This is a genomic window from Pseudovibrio sp. M1P-2-3 (genome assembly GCF_031501865.1).
Taxonomy (GTDB): Bacteria; Pseudomonadota; Alphaproteobacteria; order Rhizobiales; family Stappiaceae; genus Pseudovibrio; species Pseudovibrio corallicola.
The window spans coordinates 90,531-109,875 of record NZ_JARRCW010000002.1; the positions used below are offsets into that span (position 1 = coordinate 90,531).

At 44.6% G+C, this 19,345-nt stretch carries 19 protein-coding genes; 9 read left to right on the plus strand and 10 right to left on the minus strand.

The features are described 5' to 3' along the window. The first annotated feature begins 81 nt into the window (after positions 1–81). The 5 genes from P6574_RS20960 to P6574_RS20980 all read left to right on the plus strand — a co-directional run bounded on the left by P6574_RS20960 (position 82) and on the right by P6574_RS20980 (position 5,361). Entirely contained in the window at positions 82–393 is a 312-nt protein-coding gene (locus P6574_RS20960; RefSeq protein WP_310622294.1) for a hypothetical protein, read from the plus strand. A 596-nt stretch (positions 394–989) separates the two neighbouring features. Continuing rightward, entirely contained in the window at positions 990–1,346 is a 357-nt protein-coding gene (locus P6574_RS20965) for a winged helix-turn-helix transcriptional regulator (protein ID WP_310622295.1), read from the plus strand. A gap of 222 nt (positions 1,347–1,568) precedes the next feature. Beyond that, entirely contained in the window at positions 1,569–1,895 is a 327-nt protein-coding gene (locus P6574_RS20970; RefSeq protein WP_310622296.1) for a hypothetical protein, read from the plus strand. A gap of 3 nt (positions 1,896–1,898) precedes the next feature. Beyond that, entirely contained in the window at positions 1,899–4,022 is a 2,124-nt protein-coding gene (locus P6574_RS20975; RefSeq protein ID WP_310622297.1) for a transglycosylase domain-containing protein, read from the plus strand. 94 nt (positions 4,023–4,116) lie between these two features. Then, on the plus strand, positions 4,117–5,361 hold the full coding sequence (locus P6574_RS20980; protein ID WP_310622298.1) for a hypothetical protein: 1,245 nt from the start codon (positions 4,117–4,119) through the stop codon (positions 5,359–5,361). A 38-nt stretch (positions 5,362–5,399) separates the two neighbouring features. Here P6574_RS20980 and P6574_RS20985 read toward each other — a convergent pair whose 3' ends face one another. Continuing rightward, positions 5,400–5,888: an invasion associated locus B family protein gene (locus P6574_RS20985; RefSeq protein WP_310622299.1), complete on the minus strand. Its 489-nt coding sequence runs from the start codon at positions 5,886–5,888 to the stop codon at positions 5,400–5,402. Positions 5,889–6,610: 722 nt separating this feature from the next. Here P6574_RS20985 and P6574_RS20990 point away from each other — a divergent pair. Next, entirely contained in the window at positions 6,611–7,534 is a 924-nt protein-coding gene (locus P6574_RS20990; RefSeq protein ID WP_310622300.1) for a hypothetical protein, read from the plus strand. Positions 7,535–7,548: 14 nt separating this feature from the next. Then, positions 7,549–8,361 (plus strand): DnaJ domain-containing protein, encoded by an 813-nt coding sequence (locus P6574_RS22205; protein WP_405048166.1) that lies wholly within the window; start codon positions 7,549–7,551, stop codon positions 8,359–8,361. Between the two features lie 100 nt (positions 8,362–8,461). Here the strand turns inward: P6574_RS22205 and P6574_RS20995 are convergent, their stop codons facing one another. From P6574_RS20995 to P6574_RS21035, 9 genes are all read right to left on the minus strand, one after another. After that, a complete protein-coding gene (locus tag P6574_RS20995) occupies positions 8,462–9,532 on the minus strand; it encodes a D-alanyl-D-alanine carboxypeptidase family protein (RefSeq protein WP_310622301.1) in 1,071 nt (356 codons plus the stop codon). Between the two features lie 224 nt (positions 9,533–9,756). Further along, entirely contained in the window at positions 9,757–10,674 is a 918-nt protein-coding gene (locus tag P6574_RS21000) for a hypothetical protein (RefSeq protein WP_310622302.1), read from the minus strand. Positions 10,675–10,696: 22 nt separating this feature from the next. Then, positions 10,697–11,851: a secretion/conjugation apparatus DotM-related subunit gene (locus P6574_RS21005; protein ID WP_310622303.1), complete on the minus strand. Its 1,155-nt coding sequence runs from the start codon at positions 11,849–11,851 to the stop codon at positions 10,697–10,699. A gap of 6 nt (positions 11,852–11,857) precedes the next feature. Next, entirely contained in the window at positions 11,858–12,238 is a 381-nt protein-coding gene (locus P6574_RS21010; RefSeq protein ID WP_310622304.1) for a hypothetical protein, read from the minus strand. Between the two features lie 2 nt (positions 12,239–12,240). Further along, on the minus strand, positions 12,241–13,272 hold the full coding sequence (parM, locus tag P6574_RS21015) for a ParM/StbA family protein (protein ID WP_310622305.1): 1,032 nt from the start codon (positions 13,270–13,272) through the stop codon (positions 12,241–12,243). A 10-nt stretch (positions 13,273–13,282) separates the two neighbouring features. Beyond that, positions 13,283–13,609 (minus strand): IcmT/TraK family protein, encoded by a 327-nt coding sequence (gene icmT / locus P6574_RS21020; protein ID WP_310622306.1) that lies wholly within the window; start codon positions 13,607–13,609, stop codon positions 13,283–13,285. A 10-nt stretch (positions 13,610–13,619) separates the two neighbouring features. Then, complete coding sequence (locus tag P6574_RS21025) at positions 13,620–14,567, minus strand: ATPase, T2SS/T4P/T4SS family (RefSeq protein ID WP_310622307.1); 948 nt, start codon at positions 14,565–14,567, stop codon at positions 13,620–13,622. Positions 14,568–14,787: 220 nt separating this feature from the next. Then, positions 14,788–15,858: a type IV secretory system conjugative DNA transfer family protein gene (locus tag P6574_RS21030; RefSeq protein ID WP_310622308.1), complete on the minus strand. Its 1,071-nt coding sequence runs from the start codon at positions 15,856–15,858 to the stop codon at positions 14,788–14,790. A 22-nt stretch (positions 15,859–15,880) separates the two neighbouring features. Continuing rightward, a complete protein-coding gene (locus tag P6574_RS21035; protein ID WP_310622309.1) occupies positions 15,881–16,342 on the minus strand; it encodes a DotD/TraH family lipoprotein in 462 nt (153 codons plus the stop codon). 976 nt (positions 16,343–17,318) lie between these two features. Here P6574_RS21035 and P6574_RS21040 point away from each other — a divergent pair. Together P6574_RS21040 and P6574_RS21045 are read left to right on the plus strand one after the other, a co-directional pair. Then, entirely contained in the window at positions 17,319–18,542 is a 1,224-nt protein-coding gene (locus P6574_RS21040; RefSeq protein WP_310622310.1) for a hypothetical protein, read from the plus strand. A gap of 206 nt (positions 18,543–18,748) precedes the next feature. Further along, the gene (locus tag P6574_RS21045) at positions 18,749–19,336 is read left to right on the plus strand and encodes a hypothetical protein (protein ID WP_310622311.1); all 588 of its coding nucleotides are present in this window, start codon (positions 18,749–18,751) and stop codon (positions 19,334–19,336) included. Positions 19,337–19,345: the final 9 nt, after the last annotated feature.

The following is a 19,345-nucleotide window of genomic DNA, read 5'->3' on the forward strand; positions in this document are numbered from 1 at the left end:
CTTAACATTTTAAATTGACTCGCTAATCAACTCATAGTAGAGTATACGATATAGGATAACATGTAGTTTAGGGTAATAGTGATGAAAACTGCGGATTTAAGAAAAGAGCGCCGCAATATAATCGTTGGCGGGATCGCATTGCTGATAGCGGGGTACTATTTTGTCTTCTCCCCCCTTAAGGCATCCTGGGACGAGGAAGCCCGCATGATGGCAGCTTATAAAGCCCAAGTTATGGCGGAATATGATGAAGCCGTGAAAAACACTGCATCCCTCACAGAGGAGCAATTGAGATGTTTCGCACGCTACGGCCGGTTTGATCGGGATTCGTCTGTGCCAGATTTTGATCGAAACTATGTAAACTACATGTGCGGGTACACCGGAAAAGCTGACTAGGTATCTCATCATCAGACGGGATTATTCCCACTATTAATGTGGTATGCTGTCCCGGCGTGAGATCGATCAAGCAGGTCAGCATCCAAGAAATAACGCTGAATTATAACGGGTTTTGTGGATCTATCCGGCTCTGGTCAACTGCTCCTATCAAAAGCTGCCCTAAACTACATGTGTAAACTGGCTCAACGCCAAGCACTCCTCACGGCCCTGAAAAGCTTTGGGGAGTGCTTTTTATAGAGGGTAAACATTCCATGGGCGAAGGGACTGCCTTTGATCACTTCAGCAATCGATCGAAAAAAACAGTAGTGATTACTGTTGTGTTTGTATTCACGGATGTAAATAGAACGTAAATTTACATGAAGGCACGCTTTAGGGGCGCGGAAATGAGACAGTCCGTCCGAGCGAAAACCGGATTGCTCACCTAGTGTACAGGCCAAGATTTTGCCCCATACCTTCTCGAAACATCCAAAGTATGCGCTCTATCCTAATTTATTCTCATATTTCACTACGAAGTTATCCATTTATTGTAGAATTAATATTGAAATTTAAGATCAAATTAAGGATATAAGAAAGAGGTATTAAACGGGATAGGATAAATGAATATAACAAACCCTGAAGAGGCAATTAATTTTAGCAAGGCCTTAAGGAAGTTTGAGCAATGCATTCGCAACTCAAGCTGCAATCCGATGGCACGTAACCTTACCCTTTTACATATTCTCATTTTAATAGAGCTCCAAAATGGTCCCCTCTTGACCACTCAACTTGGACAAAGGCTTGAGTTTCAAAAGAACCTTTCTCCCAGCCTTATTAAACTGGAGCGCATGGCCATTATCACCAGAAGTAACAATCATCAAGACGCACGGCAAAAAACCATTGAACTCACCAACCATGGTGAGCTGCTTATTGCTGATATTAAAGACTTTTGGGAAGAAAGGAAGGAGACACATCACTAGATGACAGCACGTAGCACCCCAAACTCTGTATTGAAGATCAGTTCAGTCTCTGCCCGAAATCTACACAAGGCTCGGTCTGTGTGCCCTCCTGAGCTTATGTGCTGTAGTCTGGCAATCGCAAATAGTTATCTGATTTTTCTCTCCCGGAATTGGAGTGTACCCGTTACCTATAGACGAAACTGTATAAGTACCAAGCATGCATCTATAGCAATCAATGAATTTATGAGTAACCGGCCAGACCTTCGGAGCGATGCCTACACACAAAGCAGGCACGATCTAAAACCCGCGATGCTTTGGGATGCGCTTGCTATTGATCTGTTAATTGTCCATATGAGCACAAATTTTAGTCAGCAGCACTTTGAGTTGAGCTCATATTGTTGGAAGGCATTTTATGCCAATCGTAAGCACGCTGTAAAAGCTGTACAAAGGCTTTATCTGTTTGCCAACGCCCATAGTGTTGAAATGCTACCAGATCGGTCAATTTTGAAAACACACCCCAAACAAGTTCAGGGGCTGGCCAGCACCCTGCCTCCCCTCTACCGTCAATAGTTCATGGTTATTCTTAGGCGCCTGATCATAGTGTGTTTGTTACTGTTGGCACTCCTTTTCGGAGCTGGCATCTCCCTAAGTGCATACTACATTAATAGGGTCTCTAAAGACCTCCCCCAGAAGTTCACCGACCCAATCCAGCGCCCAGAAGAAGGGATCACAATTACCGACCGCAATGGGGTAACACTGGCAACATTTGGAAAAAAGAATAAAACATTCACTCCCTTATCCAAAATCCCGAAACATATCATAGCAACTTTTGTTGCCGTTGAGGATAAACGGTTTTGGCACCATACGGGCGCTGACCCGTTTGCTATGGCGCGAGCTGCCTGGCTAGCTCTCACAGGAAAACGAATTACCGGAGCCTCCACTATCACGCAGCAAGTTGTCAAAAATATTCTCTTAAACGATGCACGCACGTTAGAACGTAAGGTTCAGGAAATTATTCTAGCCCGCAGACTTGAGCGAGATCTTGGCAAACATGCAATTCTTGAGACATACCTAAATGAAATCTATCTTGGTGCTGGCGCTTACGGCATAGCAGCTGCAGCAGAGGTCTACTTTGGCGAGCCTTTGAACCAACTCAATACCGCGCAAGTCGCCCTTCTAGCCGGTTTGCCAAAGGCCCCTTCTGCTTATAACCCACGTGCCTATCCTGAAAAAGCTCTCAAACGGCGGAATTTTGTCATTAGCAGATTGCACCGAACAGGGCTTATTTCTCAAAGTCAGCTATTTGAACTTCAAGCGCTCCCTTTAGATCTAAAGAAGGCGGCTGGAAAACATACGGACACTGGGATAGCCTACTCCACCCGCTTAATGCTTAAACATCAGCCAACTCACCACAACAACAAAGCCAGCACCCTCGTTTCTTCTATAGATGAAGCAATGCAGGCAAATGTGTTTACATCTTTACAACAAGGGCTCATTCAACTGGATCTCAAAGAGGGATGGGCTGGACCTGAAGCACGTAATCAACCACTTGTTACAGACTGGATATCGCCTCCAAACTGGGCAAAGTCACAACCAGATATTCTAACCCCTGCCATTGTCCAAAACATCACAGATGTGGTTTCCTTCACAACGCCTACCGGGATCATACATTTAGATCTCGATGATGTTAAAGAAACGGTCGTCCGCTCTAGCTATGACTTAAGGGTCGGGGACGGAGTATTTCTTTCAGAGGTTGAGGGATCCTATGTAATGTCGCAACGTCCTCGGCTAGATGGTGCAGCCATGGTCATGGATGTAAACAACGGGCAGATTCTCGCAATGAGTGGGGGCTTCAGCTTTTCTCAAAGCCAGTTCAACCGAGCATTGCAAGCACGCAGGCAAACAGGATCCCTAATGAAACCACTGGTCGCGCTGTCTGCTTTACAAAATGGATATACGCCCCAAAGCCTGGTCCTTGATATTCCAATAAAGCTGAGAGGCACACAACCAGGAGAGTATTGGGCTCCGCATTCACCCCGTCCTCCGGAAGGCCCCATATCTCTCAAGAAAGCAATTGTGGAATCTCGAAATTATAGTGCTGTACGCTTGCTGCATAAACTGGGTATTCCGCAGCTTAAACAAACAGCTTCCCGCCTGGATATCAAACTCGCTCGCGCCATGGACTATTCCATAGCCTTGGGAACCAACGAAATGACACCTGCTCAAGTGGGGGCAATGTTTTCAGCCTTTGCAAATGGCGGCGTTCCCGTTGTTCCCACATTATTTGCTGAATCTGAAAAAAATACATACAACAGACAAAGCCCAATATCTGGAAATCAATATGACCGCTCGTTTCACCTGCTTAACGATATTTTGAAAGAGGTTCCAATCACCGGTACCGCAAAACATGCATTTCGCGGCTACACACTTCCTATCGCCGTGAAAACCGGTACGACCAATCAATCTAGGGACGTTTGGACAGTTGCCTATAACAAAAATATTGTCGTGGTTGTCTGGATTGGCAGAGATGATTATTCGCCTTTGCCCATCGGAACCACTGGTGGAAATAGCGCTGCATATATCGTCCGCAATATTCTGGAAGCTCTGCCTGATAGGTATCTTCATCAATCCAACGCTATCAAGCCTCTAGGGGCAGAGCAAAAGATAACTCATCCAGCAATACCACCCACATTTTAAAATAGTCCTTTATGAATATCGATCTTGTTCCTTGCATAAAGCCAATCTATCCTAACAACCATTAGGTTTAACAAGTGCCAAGGAGACAAGTGTAATGGCTCAGGTGGCCTCCCCTACGCCAACAGGTGCTGGACGTCCTCCCCCTATGTCAAATACCCAGTACCAGCAACTCGACAATACGGATTTTGGTAATGGTATTCTACCACCGTTCACATTGGGCAGCAGTGCTGCTATTCAGAAAGGGCAACATCTGAATGGCGACATGAAGCAAACACCAAACACCCCCCTTTCAGTCACTGATGTCAAAGAGCGGCTCTCTGACTACTTTCTGGGAAAAATCAGTCCACAGTCCCTTGCGGACTGGCAAAAATATCTTGCCCAGAATTTTTTGGCCCTCAAAAGTATCGCGAACAAAGCGGGTGACATCGTCAACTATATCGTTGATGTCACGTCCAGTAAAAAAATTGATGCTAAGAGCATAATTCCTGAGTTGGGCTACAAGGAGTTATTGTTGAGTGAGTTAAGGCGGGAAGCAAACGGAATATTTGGCCCGGAAGGCGCGCCAGACTTCCCCAACTCATGGGAGGCAGTGTCCATGTCTTCTGAATTTTCTGATCGCGCTGTCGCTTATACAGTCGGAGAAGATAAGGCCGGCTATTTCGGTGAGATTGTTGGTTATTCGAGTGGCAACGTACAAACAAATATGAAACTGATTAGAGCAGCACAAGAGAAAGGGATCAAGTTAATCATCCCCTTTCATAAGGATCCTGTGACAGGAAAAAGACAGCTGCTTGAAGGGCTGCCAATCTTGAGAGCCGACAGAACCATGCGCGGTGATTTGGTAGATAAACGTCTTTCCCATACAAACCTGTCGCAGCACTTTGGAATGACCATGCATCAAGCACAAAGAAAGGCTTTAAAAAAGCAAGAGCAAGCGGCCAATGATCGAGCGTTTCTCACAATGAGCGGGATAGAAACCGTTCGCGCACCAAAACCAGCAGAAAACCAAAAACAAGGCTTTGGCCACCGCAATCGTCACAAACCAGAAGATATGGCCTTGTATCGCCAAACTGACGGATCAATTTTTGTATTTAACCAAAAGTTAAATGAACCGGCAAATATTCCTGTGGCAAATCTCCCGCAAGGGGAATACCCACGCTTTGATCCAAATGGTGCCTACGAAGGTGTAAGTGAGGTCAAGATTAACGCTGTAACTCATCTGGACAATAACGGAAATGAGGTCAACCTCGACCGGAAACTACAAAAACCCCAAGCCGCCAGTGAGCAAATCTCAAAAAGAGATGTAAATCTGGCTGCGCGTCCCCAAATCTACCACTAGTTTGGAATTAGCCCGCCCTATCGGGCGGGCAACTGATCCTATAAATTACGACATTTTACGGCAGCTTCTTTTGAAGCTTCTGTAAAGCCGAGTAAAGAATATACTTCTTTGGCTCTATTCCCATATGCATCCTTCCAGCTCACAGTCATCTGCTTGCCTGCTTTCATAGCTGCAATCAACCGGCGCTCAGGCGCGCCAGATCCGACGAAAGCAGCTTGTTTGAACGAAAGTGCCTCAAATCGCCGTCCGTCCACATCAAAAGATACAGTCCACTGATCACTATTTAAGACACCTGCTCCAACTGAAATAGCAGAGACCGTATTTTGGGCAGGATAATATAGAACCGATAAATGGCCATCCTTCTTACCCTTGATTTTATTTATAGTTTTCCCATCGATTGGATAAGTCGATGCCCAACAAAGTGTATCGTTCCCAAATACTGACCAATCCTTCACAGCTTGGAAGGCAGAAACGGGTGATATGCTTAAAAGGGTCAGTACTATTGTTGGGATAAATGTTCTCATCATATATACACCGCTTACTTTATCCTTTTACCTTATCTTCTCGCTGTGGCCCACAACCCCAACTGTTAAGGCCAAATTATCATATATTTTCGACAATCTAAAGACAAACTAGGTATAAAATTGGCTTGTTTCTGAAAGAACAAATGACTAATACTCTCTAAATGAGTTGTCGTTTATCCTATTTATAGGATCATTAATTTTATGGGTACTGTGCACCTGATTATAGGTCTCTTTTGTGGGAGTTTGAAATTGTCTACACTGACAATAGGAAAATCAAATAGTAAAGCCCCCGAAAAGTACCTGTCTCACGTATGTGTGAAACTATTTCCGTTTTTCTTATCAGCCAACAGCCTAGATAGTATCTATAAATATTCAATTCGTAATAAATTACAAAAATATAGTATTATGTACTATCAGAAAAATATACTACTGTCCCTACAACATATTCATAACTATATATATATAATTATGAACTATTATATTAATCATGCCAATGTATATATGATAGCACCTCTAATGCCCATACATGTTAAACTTAATGTCAATTTAAGTTACGTCAAGAACAATCCAAACCATGTTGAAGGTCATTTAGTATAATGAAGCCAATATTGATCATCCACTTTTTGGCGCTTGTATTTTCCATGGCATCACCGGCCTCAGCTAATGAAGCTTGTCACCAAATACTCTCTAAGATTTTACAAAATTCAAGTTACTTCGGCACATATATGTTAGAAGTCCCTGGCAAGACTGATACTATTAAAGTCTATCGACACAGAGATGATGCTCGAATACTTGCCAGCTTTCACATGCAAGCAAGTAAGCCCCTTGTTGGAACTTCACGTGCCGATGTAATTGCAAACCTAACAAGAGAGAGTGAACACTCACTTCAAGCACTCCAGCATAGTGGACGAAAAGTTCAATATACCATTACAGCCCAAGACCCAATAACCCTGACATGGCTAGAAACTAGGGAGCTTGCGAAGATCGGTCCTGCTTATGTGGCCAAATCTACCTTGCGTTTTACCCCGCAATGCACACTTGTGGCTGACTATCTCTCACCAAGTGTCTTTCTTCTTCAGTCCCGATGGCGTGAGCTCAGTAACCACATCGTAAACCTTGGACGCACAGCTCGACATATTGTAGTTCCGGATCTTACTCTAGTCCAAAACACTGCTCCTCAAGGGATCATGTCTCTGGCAATTAATTTTGGTGTACCGTTCATGGCAGGCATCCTATTTGCTTTTGGTATAGCGACTTTTCGGCCTATCGAAAGCCTATCGACACTCGGCCGTCTTCTTTACATCGCTTTGCCAACCGCCGTCTGCCTTTACGCTTTAAAAATTCTGGATGCTGATGTTGTCAGTATACTCGAGCAACTGAGTATTCAACAAAATGTAGGCTTTCTTGCTTTGCTTATCTGGACTGTTCTACTGGCTATGATCTCATTATTGGCCGGGGAGAAGACTACCCTATTGTTTTTAACTACGTCCATGGCCACAGGTCTGACACTCGTAACGGCAAACTTCCTGAACTGGACACCTGCTAACGTCAATTTTAACATGATTGGTATCCTTCTATTGGTATCGGGTTGTACAATCCTGTTTGCGTGGCTTTCCGATTTTAAGATAACCTCAAAATTAAAGAGATAAAATAGGGTTTAACAATGAGTGTCTTTAGTACACTAGGGTTGCCAAGTACTGCATCTGAAGCTGACGTTAAAAAAAGCTTCAAAGCCTTGGCGAGAGCCATACATCCCGATAGTTCTACTGGAACTCATCATTGCTCTGTAGACTTCACACGCTTAGTAGATGCCAAAAACACCGCTCTGCAGCTCATTAGAGCGCACTCCCTACAAAGTGCACTGATCACATATCGTATACCACTCGATCTTGCCCTTAATGGAGGGCCGCTCAATATAATTGAAGATACAATTGCGTGCGGGCATTGCGACCAACGAGGGTACATACCTTTGAAAGAGCTCCAGCCGTGTACAGAGTGTAAAGGTAGCGGTCGTGGTACTCCACAATATCATGGCTCCATTACCGTAGACACAAACTGTCTAATTTGTCAGGGAAACGGTGAGACAAAAACCATACCATGCCAATCATGTCACACAAAAGGAACCTTACGCGATATAGAGGTCTATCTAGACATCCCAAAACTATGCGCTGACAATGAATTCATATTTGGTGATGGGTTAATTAATCACAAACCAGCATGTATCGGGGTCCATATTAACATTATCCCCTGCGACCATGTAGAAATCAGAGACATGGATATATTTGTCACCAAACAAGTATCACACTCCTTCCTACGTCAAGGTGGCAAACTACCAATTGTACTACCTGATAGAACAAAAGCGTTTCTTAACATAAAGCCAAACAGCGTAAGCCCAATCAGATTCAAAATTGCTCAAAAAGGATTGCACCGGCAACACCAATTTGGTGACTGTTATTACATGGTGACGTCTGCGTGATCCATAAAATAATCGCTCTATTAAGAGCCTAAATCTAGCTCAAAGAACACTTGAGTTGACTTGTCCCAGCCAGGAAGGGCGAGGAATTAAAGAACAATTGTTAAAACCGCCGATGATCACTCTTATATTCCGTCATATTCTGTGAGTTATAAAGTTCCATTTGAGAATAGCCTTGAATGAGCTGGCGTAAATGCGTTTCACGGCGTTGAGCCAAGCTGGCAAAGCGAAAAATCTCGCCATTTGTCAGGAGTGGCTTTCCATTTGGGATAGGGACCGCCTTTACATTCATGGGTATGATAGATTTGCCTCTAGCACCACATATTTGTGTTCGCAGGCTAACTGGATGTAACGAAGAGACTTTTTTGGAAATTGGTGCCCTGTAAGGGGCATAGGTTCCATCAAAAGCGCTGTCTAGCATTTGGACAGTCTCTTTATATCGTTCCTTTTTACTTATCCCACCTAGCATTACACTTAAAAAAGCATGCTTCCCTCTTCGGGCAGCAGCTATAAGGTTATATCCAGAAGAACAGGTGTATCCTGTTTTAAGGCCAATCGCCCCAGTATAAGTGTATAAAAGGGGATTGGTGTTGCGTAGTGTCTTCCCATTATACTGCAGCTCTTTAATAGAAAATAAATACATATATTCTGGGAACTCCATCAAGACTTTCCTTGATAATAGAGCCATCTCTCGTGCGGTCGTGACTTGATTTGTTGCAGGAAGGCCATGGGGCGTCATAAAGTGAGTTGAAGACAGCCCCATAGCTGCAGCCGTTGTATTCATACGCTCAATAAACGAGGGTAGATCACCACTTAGGTGCTCTCCAATCGCAACAGCCACATCATTTGCACTTCTTGTCAAGAGAAGGCGTAGGGCACTCTCCAACGGTAATCCATACCCTGCAGGAAGGCCTATCTTACTTGCAGGTTGTTCAGCAGCCAACTTACTGAATATGACCAGCCCGTTTGCATTTTTCTTGCCAGATTTTATATCTGATAGAGCCAAATAAGCGGTCATTATCTTAGTTAAGGATGCAGGATACCAACTTTCATCAATCCGCTCGCCCGATAAAATCTCCCCAGTATTGAGGTCCATGATTAGTTTGGGCCCTGCATTTGCTTTGGAAGCACAAAATAAAGCAATCACGCAAAATGCAAACAAACGAAACCACATGAAACTGCCAGTCCTACTCTACTATCGACGTGATTATCTATAATATTTTATCCTTTCTTTATCCATAAAAAAACCTCCCTAGAAGGGAGGTTAAGTTCGCCAAACATCAGAATATCATCTCGCCAGATAGCGGGCACATACTGATAAGATAGCCTTCGGGGAAAATGAAAGCAATCTTTAACAATCATCCTTTTAGATAATATTTTATCCTATGTCAATTAAAATTAAGGCTCTAGACCAAAAGATAACATATCATCCTCTGTCTCTATATCGCCTCCACCTGGCAGTGGAATTTTAACTGAATTACCAAGCCCGATCCATGTACCGTCTTCAGGAATGGTGGGTATACCATTTCCTTGTTTATATTTGTCAACGACAGAAGATGGTAAGTGTATGATCCGGTTTGGTGTATCGTAATCCTGTACTGGTTTTACAAAACCGCTTTCAACTAAAAAATCAAGAAGCTTGCGTGAATAGTGAGGGAAATCCGCGGTTGTAAGGTCCGGTTTACCTTCCGCTTCATCAAAGAAGGATATCAGATCCAATCTCTCTGCTTCACTAAGCTTTGCTGCCTTAATTTTGTCTTTGAATTGTTCAACTGGTATGAGCGAATCAGGGGACTTTGCAGGGGGAGCAGAGATAACCCCGGCGAGGTTCAGCCCCAAATTCATTTCGCTGTTATCTTGAGTTGGGAGACTATACTGCTCTATCTGTTGGCTCGACATAGCTTGAGGAAATATCGGCCCTTCGTGAGTTCCAACTCCTGATTTTAGATAGAAAACCCCTCCTAGCATTAACCCCGCTCCTATCACTAGTGCTATAAATGGATCAACAGTACGTGCACGATAGGATATGGCTTTATAGTTCCTTTTTGGGGGAGCTGGCATGGAGAGGGAAGGGCCACGATCGTATACGATGCTGCCGCAAATTTCTAGATACAGTTTTGCAACTTCATCAAGTCGCCCCTCAAAAACGACGACTTTGGTCTCCTTTTCCGAATTAGAAAGCGTTGTTGCATCGTCACAATAGAGGATAAACGATGTCTCACTTTCACTCATCCAAAAACGTTTTACCTGGCCATCTACCAATACCGTGCATCCTTTATCTGCAAAGTATGGTGATGTTCTGTTATCCATATTCATCATAGGAACCTTTGAAACTTTATCACAACAACAAATCATCCGGGTCTTTTGGCGTATTAAAATACGCCTCTAAATCCACAATCCCCTCGCGGGCCATAACAAACTCTAGCCCATCCACCGCTCCGTCTACTTTTGCATCAACAATTGCCCTCCCAACGGCTGTTTCCGCTTTAAAGTGACTTACAATTCCGGCAGCCTCAATATGGTAAGTAGGACGCCCATCATTATTGAGGACATAAAACAAGGTTCGGTCATACCACTTAGTCCATAAGAACTCTGAACTTGGAATAAGAGAAACCTTCGTCTTTGCCCGTCTTGCAAATCCCATAACAACAGTATGCTCATAGGCATGGTACTTGCCGATTTTTTTCAAAAGCTTACGTATGCGTTCATCAGAGCTATATGTATTGATGAGACGCTTCATTTCCGCCTCTCCAGAGTTTTGCAATGCGCACGCAACACTCAGCTTCTGCCTTTCACATAAGGCATCTGGATGACGTATTAGATGCAAAATATGGAGGATCAGCACAACTTTTGTCGTCAATGGCGCTTCATCAAATCCACGCCAGCGGGCTCCTAACTGGTGTGTAAACGCACCGATGGCTACGCTTTGATCAAGAACGCCATCTTTTAATGGGACAGAGTTATCTCTCATCCATTCCATTGGGGTTTTCTGTTGTGCCACTTTTGCGCCCAAGCCCTCTGGTTCAAACTTTAAACTGCTTGTCGCAACTTTCCAATGTTTAGCCTGGTAATCTGCAAGGCTTTCTTGGCCATTAGTCGTCCCGGCCAGATTAAATCTTCTGGCATATCGCCCCCCCGGCATCTTTAGATAAACCCAGACCGCCATAAATAGAATACAAGGTGCATAAACCCATCTGGTGATGCTTCCAACGCTTTGACGAACAAATGAGTACTCACGCCACGAGACATCTTGCCCAGCAGATTGCCGACCATCAAAGACACTTTCTATGAAATCAAGAACGGACGTGCCACGCTCACCTAAACCACGAACTGAATCAATAATTTGTACTGATACCCAATCCAACGCAAAGGTTGGATATATGATCACTGAACGAGCGTATTGCCAAAAGAACCACCCACCGGCTATGACGGCAATTAGAATTGCAATCACAACAACTTCCGTTTGGTCTCCCCCATCCTTCCCTTCAGCCATTATACCTCACATCAAGTTTCCAAGTTTCTGCACTTTTGCAGGAACTGATCCAACTTTAGTCGGTTCTGTTTCTGCACTTATCCTATCATTTTGTGCATAGACAACAGGGGCCGGAGCCATTGGCTGAGGCTCTGGATTTGGAGCACTCGTTCGAATAGGAGCCTTTGGCCTGGACTTTGGCTTTGACCTTGTTAGGTTGCATTCATTCAGTATATCTTGGGGTAAATCGCCTTGTTCAACCAGCTTATCTATTCCAGCGTCAATGATCTTGCGAAACACAACTTGTGGCCTGTCATGTTTTTTTGCCGCAGCCCAAACCGCAATAGTCCTTTGGTCTGCAGGAAGATCAGGATTTAGGTAAATCTGTACCTTTACCGAAGCGGCCATGTTTAAACACTCTCATCCTCTGTTTCCCTCGCCTGATACATGGCATACTTGTAAAGACCGCGAACATTTGAGTATTCAGGATCGGCTTCAACTGTCCCGTTTTGTTTATAGGCTTCCACGATCTCCCGAAATAATGCACTGCCCCCACCAACAAACAGAACCTTTTTAAAACTGGCCCCTGAGCCAAGATTTCGTTGGATTGCCTGTCCAATCTGGCTTTGCTGCATTCTAACCGCCTCAGTTACCTCCTTGGTAACATCCTGGCTTTTACCCCACAAATCGATCCGGTTGTTGCGTACTGCTGCGTTCAAAACCGCTAGGGAAAAGTCATCTTCAATATCAAACTTCTTGCGCAACTGGTTCTGCAAGGCTTCATAAACACTGAGAACTCCTTTGTTAATGGATCCGGATCTGGCATGGTCAATATGTTCGCCAGAGACAACAGTGGCGATATCTGTGGTACGCCCGCCAATATCCACCACAGCCACATCTCCCTTCAGATCAACCTTTGGCTTAAATTGATCATCCAAAGCATAATCCACCCATGCGGCAACGGCTTGACAGCCCACCTGTACTTCATTGATTTGTGCAATCTCTACTTCTTTATTGGCAGGGGTAATTGCTTGGCTGAGGTTACCAACTTTTCGTGCAATTAATTCATCGTTGCGTTCTGCATCTTTAAAATAGTTGGCAACTGGAAGTCCTGAAATAACATTAACTTTTTGTCCTCCAAAACCTGCGCTAATCAAGGCATGGTTGACAAGCACCCTATTGTTTGTCGAATAATGAAATTCATTAAACTCTGTCGAGACACTTGGAATGTTATCAGATACCGTATAAGGGCCGTTTTCGGTTTCATACATTCCAATCATACCTCCACCTCCAATGGCGCCCAATCCAAATCTGCCTTGGCGGACAGTTGATCGAATACACATTTTAACTTCTTGGCCATCAGGTAGAAAACCATAAACTTTTGTCTGAGCATACCCATCATCTACCGCGATCACCGGGCAGTTTTTATCTTCGAATTGCATCTTTTATCCTTTAATTATCCATAGAAATTGGTTTGAGATTGATTGGTTCTGACTTAGGTTGATATTGACTTGTATACCCAAAATCAGCGAATTCACGGCGCATATGATAGGGCACCGGATAACGGTGCCTGCCTGTAAAAAAACACCTGATAGATCTTAGTGTTCCCATCACTCCAAGCCCTATATGTTCAGCGTACCAACCGAAACCCAGAGCAAGAATATCAATTGTGATGGTGAACCAATTTATAGAAAACAAGCTCAGTGCTATAACCAAACCAATGCGAACATCAAACACAAAAAACTTGGGAGTTTTGTAAGTATACTGCCAGTTTGCCATCACTTCTCACTTATACAGACGCAATAAACTCGAAAGTTTGCGGCGTAATCCTGCCTTGCTGTAACAGCTTCCGTCCGCTGTCAATCATTGTCTGCCCCCGTCCACGGCGCTCCAAAAGCAAACTCCTAGCATGTGCCGGCCATGCCCCATAATCAATCGCAGTAAATGAATCTCTCACTTGCCGATCAAACACTAAATATTCGCGGCACCCAACTTGTCCCCCTCCTTTGCGCGGAACCAAGATCTGACAGACAACCATCCGCAGAGTGCTTAAGATTGAGTGTGCGTTTGCACGCTGGCTGGCATATGGAAACAGGTTGATTGCTCTTGAGAGCGTATCTGCCACTGATGTCGTGTGGAGTGTGGAGATCAACAGGTGACCGGTTTGCGCGATACTAACGGCTGCCTGCATGGTTTCCGTATCGCGGGTCTCACCTAAATTCACGATAGTTGGACAGCGGCGCATACCATTCCGGACACAGTAAGCAAACTCACTCTCACCACTCCCTTCTCTGGGTTTTATATGCTTGCCCGCATGAGATTGGAAGACAATCGAATTGGGCATCTCCACCTCATCGTACACATATTCAATGGGGCTCGAATACTCCAAAACTTTCTCATGAGCTTCAGGGTCCTCAAGGCGATCCTTCAATAAAGAGGCCACTAAGGTAGACTTCCCCGACCCAGTTGGTCCAGTTACCCAAATCATTCCATTTAAGGGGCGAAAATTATTGATGATGTCTTCTTCAATTTCCAAGTCCGAAAGATCCGGAGGGGACCCTGGAAGGGAACGTAATGTGATTTGAATACCATCGCCATCCCCTGATCGGCCACCAGAAATGTTCACCCTGAACCGCAACCTCCTATAACGATCTAGATTGATGTTATAGGAGGGATCAAGGTCTTTACCTGAACTAACCTCACCGACTGCATTCGCCCCATAAAGATCACGCGCCATCTGGTTAATTTGATCACTGTTTAGAGGAAAATTTGTTATGGGCCAGAGCTTGCCACCGATATGTCCGACTGCCGGCAGCTCAGGCTGCAGTGTTATATCTGACGCTTTATGTTCAGATGCCCATATTAGCAACTCACGAAGAAATTTGTCACCGCTGTTATAATAGCCTGGATATTTAGACCCATCGTGGCCACTTGAAAAACCCACGTTTATCCTTCCCTTAAAAGTGATCTTTCTTTAGATCCGGCGCTAATTTTACAGGTGTAGGAACAACAGGCGGGACGCTTTTTTTACCCTGCACGCTCGGTTTGTCCCAGGCACTTGTACTTTTGCGCACCTCGTCGATAACTGTATCTTTGAGTTCACGTACACCCTCAATCTGGCCACTATCAGATTGATATGTCGGCGAGCTCTCCCATTTGTTTGTGTCAAGAACTAGTTTGGAATCTTGAGTAATTCGAATGGCCCGGTCGTTCACACGCATGTTCTCGCCATTTCCAGTTGTGCCCATGGACCCTAAAGCCACAATAGGAGAGGTTACTTTCCCCTCTTCCAAAAGACGCTTGTACCGTACCATCCCTGCATAGTCTCTAGACAACCGTGCAAGGTTTGTTTTGAAAATTTGATTGGCCTGCTCCTCACCTTCCCTCCATCCTCGGGTGACACCTTTTACCCAGATATCGCCTTCCGCTTTATTGTTCGGTGTAAGTGCTGCAGGTACTTCACTTGCCTCCTCAAATGAACTGATGAGGTAGCTTTGCCAAAGAGGGGGAACAGACGTAAAGCGGGCTTGATCTATCACCTCATAGACCGTATCAGCCACACGAAGTGCTTTGCCTTTTTCATATAACTCCCAAGCTTCCTTAGCCTCAACAATAACAGGTGGGGTAATTATGGAACCATCAGGCCCATCAATCATAACTGATGTGAATTCAAAAAGCTCAGCAAGTTCACTTGAATTTGTTTGCAATGTTTGATTGATCTTGTCCGTCCGGTAAGCAAGTCCTGAACGAGCACCATATGAAAGCGCCGCTTCCTCCAGAGCTGTAATCCGAAGTGTATCAAGCCCTTTTTCCCCTTCATTGCCCTGGAGGGGCTTTCCTTTTCTTAAAACCTCTTCGAGGGAGGGGGGACGGACGTCCACTTTCTTATCCTTTGCTTGACCTTTTGAACTCAAGCTCAGTTTGGAAACATTAGGTTGGGTATCATCAGCACTCATCACACCGCCATACGATTGGCACCCACTTAAAATGGAGCCGCATAGGAGTGTTATTACCAAACGTGTCGACATTTGCTTTCTCCAAATCTAAAGGTTAGCGGACCATAGAGTGTGAATTGGTTCTATAGCGGAACTCAACAATCTTCTGATTGGGATCCAGACTCACCTCGCCAAATGGGTAGGCCTGTTCACCAATCTGTGAGAGAATGTGTACAACCTTACCTGAACGAACACGAATGTGGACCATGGGTACAGTAGCAGGCGGATTCCCGCCCTCACGAACTTGATAGCCGATCATATTTGCAACACGCTCGACAGCTTCCTTGGCAGGTCCAGACCATATAAAATCCGTCTTTCTCTCCAACTCTTCAGGTAATGACTGTTCATCCAGTACTAATTTGCCAGGGATTGTCCGGCTGACTTGAACACGCGCCAGTTCCTGCTGCGCTGCAGCTGCTTGGTCAGCCGCTTCTTTCAACAACCCAACCGTGACCTGATCAGCCTCAGGTACCGGTGATACAACTTCAATAGGTGTATTACTCCGACACCCAGCCATACCTAAAAGGCAAATTACCAAAATAGACCTGATCCTAATTTTCACGGCAACGCTCTCGTATTATCCTATACAAACCACTACTTCTATCTACGCTGCAATTGGTGAGAGAGGCAAGTTATTTTATCCTAATCGACCTTTCTAAACGTGCTGTGCGTCATATCAATTCATTTATTGCCTATTTTGAATGTTTTTAAGTGATATTACCTTTATTTAACCTGCACTATTGTGTTGCATGTGTACATAATTTCATTAGAGAGCTTATATATTGTGTTTAATTTTCGCATAATTCAGATATTAGCTATCCTATTATAGGTATTCTTGCCATAGTAGGTACGCTTTAACCTAAAATGGAAAGTGTCCTTTACTTATCCTGAGATGTTGGAAGTGAGACAGATGGAAGCAACGAGCGTTGTTTAATTATCTATATAGCTATTTTCGACCGTTGTTGGCTCTCCCAGATGCCCGTGAAATCTTACAACACAGCTGTCTGTTTTATTTTGTCAATCAGCTTCATTATTTTGTCACATATCTTGCATGTAACGGGGGGAGCCTTGCAAAAATAATAATGTCCCTAATAAATCTTCAGCGTTCACATCCCTTACAAAAACACGCTTCCTATACACAAAGCGCCGCTGTGAGAGCTAAAACCACTACAAACACGCCCCCCCTCAACACCAAAGTCCATGACCCCACAACACCATTAACCAAGCCCCCTAAATCATTGCCCCTGACAAACAGGCAAGCCTTGGCAATTTTTCAAGGTCAGCCCAACCATAGCTCACGGCTCCTTCGCAAAAGTAATGTCCGCTCCACATCAAAGCAGCCTCCCACCCCTCTATAACTGTTGGCACTTTTTATTCTTCAAGCCCACTCAACTGATATTCCACTGTTGGCACTTTCCAATCTGTCAGCTCCCTTAATCCAAAACAGACCGTTCCTAAAAACATTCTGAGCTAACACAAATTCAGGTTCTATCATGAATGAGCAATCCGAAAGAAACGAATACAAGACACCCGAAGCTAAGCTCCTGGATACCCAAGATTTAAGTCATCGGGCCCTGCAGTTTATTGATGCGGAAAAATCAAAACTTACTCGAAAGATCTCAGACACTGCCCGTGCTCTCACACCGGTTACAAAAAATATCGTAACTGATGTGACCCGGACGGAGCAAACCCATAGTGACTATCTAGATCGCGGCAGAAGTTTACTTCAAAGCTACCTTCGAGCTATTGGTCAGCCGACGAACAACCTAGAAATGGTCGACCCTGAAGAGTTTGTCGCTTATCTGTTTTCGCGCAGGCCTGAGTGGGCGGGCAGTACATGGCGTTACTACAAGCAAGCTGCCATTGAAATTGTAGCTGCCATGCCATTTGAAAATTCAGGGACCGCACTTTCCATATTAGAGAGTGACTACGATAGTCCTATCCCACAATCCAGCCCCTACTATCAAAAAACAACTTCCGACCCTGAAAACATAAAGAGCTCACCACGCCAAACAAGTTCGGCAAAATCAAAACGTTTTCCAAAAGAAGACTTTGATAAATTACAAAATTACCTACAAAACTTTTCAAGATCCAAGTGGGCTGTAACCCTCTCTCACTGGTTAACCGCTGGCATATTAACTGGACTTCGCCCCACTGAGTGGCAAGTCAATCATATCGCTCAGTTTAACGGGGATGGAGGAAAACGTGACTACCTTCTTGTGGGGAATGCTAAGGCAACAAATGGCCGGGCAACTGGTTCAATCAGAACCCTTGATATAACGGAGCTCTCTGCCCAAGATAAAGCTTCCATTCAATTTATGTCCAGCCATGGGTCTGCTTGGTTTCAACGCGAAGAGTTTACATTGGTACAAAACGCGTGTTCAGCGCTGCTGACACGTGCCTCCCAAAAGCTCTTCAAACGTTCTCAATACTGCCTTTACACCCTACGTCATCAATTCATTGCGAACCAAAAAAAAATACACCCCCCCGCTCATGTGGCCGCCCTTGTTGGGCATAATGATATCCGAACTGCACAAAGCCACTATGGAAAGCGACGGTCAGGCTGGAGGCTGCATGATCAATCTGGAACCGTTCATCCGATTAAATCAGAGGTACAGTTTGTGAAAAAAATTATACGCCACAACAACGAAACTATTCGCAAAAAAGTTGCTGCAGGTTTGATATCCCCTGCTAAGGCAAAGGATATGTACTTGTGAATAGGTAAGGAAATAAAACCCGGTACCGGCGGAAGCGATCACATTCCAAGGTAGGCCTGTGCAATCCCAATCCAATGCGCTCATGTGTGGGGGGACGGGCCTGAAAGAGGGCAAAATCAAACTAAAAATCTAGTATACTTATAATTAATTTAAGTTTAATTGTGCACGCAAAGATTGATAAATTAAAGGGTGTACAATTGACTGGCATGCAATCCATTTCTCTTAAAACGCTAACGGTCTCTCTTGGCTTGCTCATGGGGTTACAAGGGTGCGTTACAAACAGCGCCTCACCAATATCAGGCCAAAAAACCGCTACACAAAAAGCAATTGGTAAATGTGTAGCCAGTATGGTGATTACCACTGGCGTTGGCGCTCTTGTTGGAGCTGCTGTCGGCCGCTCAGGAAGCTCTGCAGGCAGAGGTGCTTTAGCTGGAGCTGCTGTAGGTGTTGGCTCTTGCGCAGTCCTTATACATGTTGCTGCCGCTGAAGACAGGAAACGGCTTGAAGATGCTGAAAGAAAAGCAGTTCAGCTTAATCACAGCAGCACCTCAAAAATTAAAACCTCTTCAGGCACACACGTAACTGTTCAAACCAAAGTTACCAAGGCTCCAGTTCCTGTAACCCGGCCTGGTAACAATACACCGGTTTCGGAAAAACAAGAGACTGCTACTCCTCAATTTACTGCTTGCCGATATGCAGAACAAAAGGTCTCGGTCCAAGGAAAGTCAGCATCCAGTGGCAAGCAATTGTGGTGCCGCATGGAAACTGGCGACTGGCACCCCATCAATCAATAACCTCCAACG